This window comes from Pauljensenia sp. UMB10120 (genome assembly GCF_030212035.1).
Classification (GTDB): domain Bacteria; phylum Actinomycetota; class Actinomycetes; order Actinomycetales; family Actinomycetaceae; genus Pauljensenia; species Pauljensenia radingae_A.
The window spans coordinates 1-3,593 of sequence record NZ_JASODH010000017.1 but is presented as its reverse complement, the minus strand read 5'-3'; the positions used below and the strand labels follow the sequence as shown (position 1 = coordinate 3,593).

General features: G+C 60.4%; 2 protein-coding genes. One reads left to right on the top strand and one right to left on the bottom strand.

The features are described 5' to 3' along the window. On the top strand, window positions 1–2,548 hold a 2,548-nt coding region (locus tag QP093_RS09985), incomplete at its 5' end, for a DNA polymerase (protein WP_285016391.1). Window positions 2,549–2,673: 125 nt separating this feature from the next. On the opposite strand, the gene QP093_RS09980 is transcribed toward QP093_RS09985, so the two are convergent. Beyond that, window positions 2,674–3,489 carry an alpha/beta fold hydrolase gene (locus tag QP093_RS09980; RefSeq protein ID WP_285016389.1) on the bottom strand — a complete coding sequence of 272 codons (816 nt, stop codon included), beginning with the start codon at window positions 3,487–3,489 and terminating at the stop codon, window positions 2,674–2,676. Window positions 3,490–3,593 lie beyond the last annotated feature (104 nt).

The window sequence follows — 3,593 nt, the reverse complement described above, 5'->3', positions numbered from 1 at the left end:
CTTCGACATAATCAACATCCTTCCCTGCCCCGCCCCAGCGAAACAAGCTAGACGTCAACCAAACCCTCAGCAGACCCTCCGCCAGTTCTGCACCCCGGCCACACCCAGCGTCTTCAACCAGGGCGGGATGCGTAACCCGCCTGCCTCCGACCCGGACGGGTGGGAGGCGTTCAAGGCGTATAACCGCCGTGATGTGGAGGTGGAGCTGGCGATCCACGAACGCCTCGCCGCTTTCCCCCTGCCCGAAGCCGAATGGGACACCTACGCCCTTGACCAGCAGATTAACGACACCGGGATCCTGCTCGACACCACTTTGGTTGACAACGCAGTGGCCTGCGACCGGCAGCACCGCACCGCCACACTGGCCCGAGCTCAAGAACTCACGGGGCTGGAGAACCCGAACTCGCCGATCCAGCTGAAAGAGTGGCTCGCCGCCCATGGCACGCCCCTGCAGTCATTGACGAAAGACGAAGTTGCCGTCGCGCTCGATACGGCTACTGGCCAGGTGCGTGAGGTCCTCTTGCTGCGCGGTGAGCTCGCCAAGTCCTCGATCAAGAAGTATGAGGCGATGCAACACGTCCAAGGTTCTGACGGGCGCGGGCGGGGTTTCCTCCAGTTCTACGGGGCAGGACGCACCGGAAGATTCGCTGGCCGCCTCGTCCAAGTCCAAAACCTACCCCGCAACTACCTCCCAGATCTTGGCGAGGCCCGCACGCTCGTGCGGACGGGAAACTTCGACGCAATTGGGCTGCTGTATCCGTCGGTGCCTGACACGCTTTCCCAGTTGATCCGTACCGCCTTCATCCCAGCCGAGGGGCATCGCTTCGTGGTTGCGGATTTCTCGGCGATCGAAGCTCGTGTGATCGCGTGGCTCGCCGGAGAAACCACCACACTGCGCGCGTTCGAGGAAGGCAAGGATCTATATTGCGAGACCGCCAGCAGAATGTTCGGCGTCCCCGTCGACAAGCACGGCGTGAACAGTGAGCTGCGGCAGAAAGGGAAGATCGCGGTCTTGGCGTGTATCGCTGAAGGCCAATTGGTGCTCACCGATCAGGGAGAAGTGCCTATCGAACAGGTCACCTGCAGTCACAAAGTGTGGGACGGAGAAAGTTTTGTCGCTCATGAAGGACTGATCTATCAAGGAATACGCAATGTCATTGAATATCAAGGACTCATCGCCACGCCAGATCACCTCGTGTGGGTTCAAGGGCAACCGGAGCCGATACCATTCGGGCAAGCTGCCGCCAGCGGCGCACGTCTCTTACAAACCGGAGATGGTCGGCACCCAATACGGGTGGGTGCGAATCATCAACCCCGAAAAACGTTGGTCGAAAAACTGGAATTACTGCTACGCCGAAACACGCTGCACCGGCTGTGGCAAGATCGAGTGGATCAACCTGGGCTCCCTGACAAGCGGGCGATCCAAAGGGTGCCAGAACTGTTCCGAGAAAGATCTTCCACACATTCCGCGTTGGCTGGATCGCAGGCTGACCTCCGCCAAGCAACGCTGCACCAACCCCAACGATGGGCAATGGGAATCCTACGGTGGGCGTGGAATCGAATTCAGGTTCTCCTCCATCCAGGAAGCAGGGCTATGGATTGTGGACAATCTGCCCAATGTGAGCGAGGAACTGGAGCTGGATCGTATCGACACCAACGGCCATTACGAGCCGGGCAATCTACGATTCGTCGACCGCAAGGCGAACATCGGCAACCGCCGAAACACAGTGCTTTCTCGTTTCGAGCAACGCTACTGGCCCTACGAGCAAAGCGTCGTCAGGCGCAAACTCTCGACTGGAAAAAGTCGGAGCCAGATCATCAACGATGCACGCACAGCAGTCAAACACCGATACAAGGCATGGCCATTAATCGAGGCCCGGCTCGAGTTTATGACCTACGACATGCCGGAGAGCATCACCGTTACACCGTATCGGGACATCTCGTCCACAACTGCGGATACCAAGGCGGCGTCGGCGCACTAAAAGCTATGGGAGCCCTACGCATGGGGCTAGCTGAGAGCGAGTTGCAGCCGTTGGTGGATGCGTGGCGGGCAGCCAACCCCAGCGTGGTGCAGCTGTGGGCCGATATCAACACCGCCGCGATCGAGGCCATCTCTACCCGCCAGCCGACCTGTGTTGGTGCGCTGACTTTCACCGTGGAGTCTGGGATTATGTTCATCCGCCTGCCCTCCGGGCGTCGCCTGGCCTATGTGAAACCCAAGCTGGGTGAGAACCGGTTCGGTGGTACCGGCATCGCGCACGAGGGCATCACGATGGGACGCAATTGGGGCCAGTTGGAAACCTACGGTGGGAAGCTCACCGAGAACATTGTCCAAGCCGTCGCCCGAGATCTGCTCACGTATGCCTTGCACCAGGTCGATCGCGCTGGGCACAGGATCGTCATGCACGTCCATGACGAGATCGTCGTGGAGACCGCCACGGCCACCGTGGACGAGATCTGCGAGCTGATGGCCACCACGCCCGACTGGGCGCAGGGGTTGCCACTAGCGGCAGACGGGTACGCGTGCGATTTCTATCAAAAGGACTGAGCCAGAAACTCGAGCACCAGCCAGTAGAGCTCCTGGGCTAAGGTGTGTCTCCCACTTCGCAAGACAGCATCGCCCCATGATGCGCTCTCAACGGCATCGGGGCGGCGGCGGCATTGCGCGCGGAGCTACGAGGCGAGCAGTCGCCCAAGCACAGCGTTGGTAATGACTGGCTGATCCATGTTGGAATTGTGGGAGGCGTCGGGGATCGTCGTGAGTTCAACGAGTGGATCCTTGTCGGCCAGTCGCGCTAGGGCCTTGGCAACGTTGCCCGTCTTGTCCTGTTGGCCAAGCAGCGCCACGGTGCGGCATGGGAATCTGTAGGAGGGGTCGGGGCGGAGACAAACAACCCAGAAACCCATGACCTCCACGAATGTCGACTTGCCCATGCGCTCCAAACAGCGGGAAGCGTAGGCGATGGTCGCTGGGTCGACTCCGCACGCTCGCGCGGACTGGCGGACGGTGAGTTTCCACGGATAGGCCGACAGCAACGGCCTGGCCATGCGCAACGCCCAACGCTCCATTCTGGTCAAGGATCCGTGGTTGTCGGTGCAGTCGATCAGCATCAACCGATGGACGGCACCGGGATGGAGCTCGACGTAGCTCTGAGCCAGGTTGCCGCCCATGGACTGGCCGACGAGGGTGAGGCGCTTCGGCGCGATGTGTTGGACGAGGGCATGGAGGTCGTCGAGCATGTCACGGTATCGGAAAGCTCTCGTGAGCCGGGATCGCCCGTGTCCACGCGCATCCCAGACCGCGATGCCAATGTCGATGGGGATGCTGGAAATCTGCGTGTCGAACATGTGCCCGTCCATGCCGGCCCCATGCAGGAAGACGACCCACCTACCCGAGGTAGCCTCTCGTTTGCGGTACACCAGCCGACAACCCGGACGCTCTAGCACGGCCTCTTCAAGACGGGGTGTGTTTTCTGGTGAGGTAGGCACGTCAGCCAGTGTACAAGGCAAGGCAGCGGGTCTGCTGAGGGTTTGGTTGACAGTTTTCCTTCTGATTTTTAGGCCGCAAGGGATGCGGCTGGTTCCATGATTGT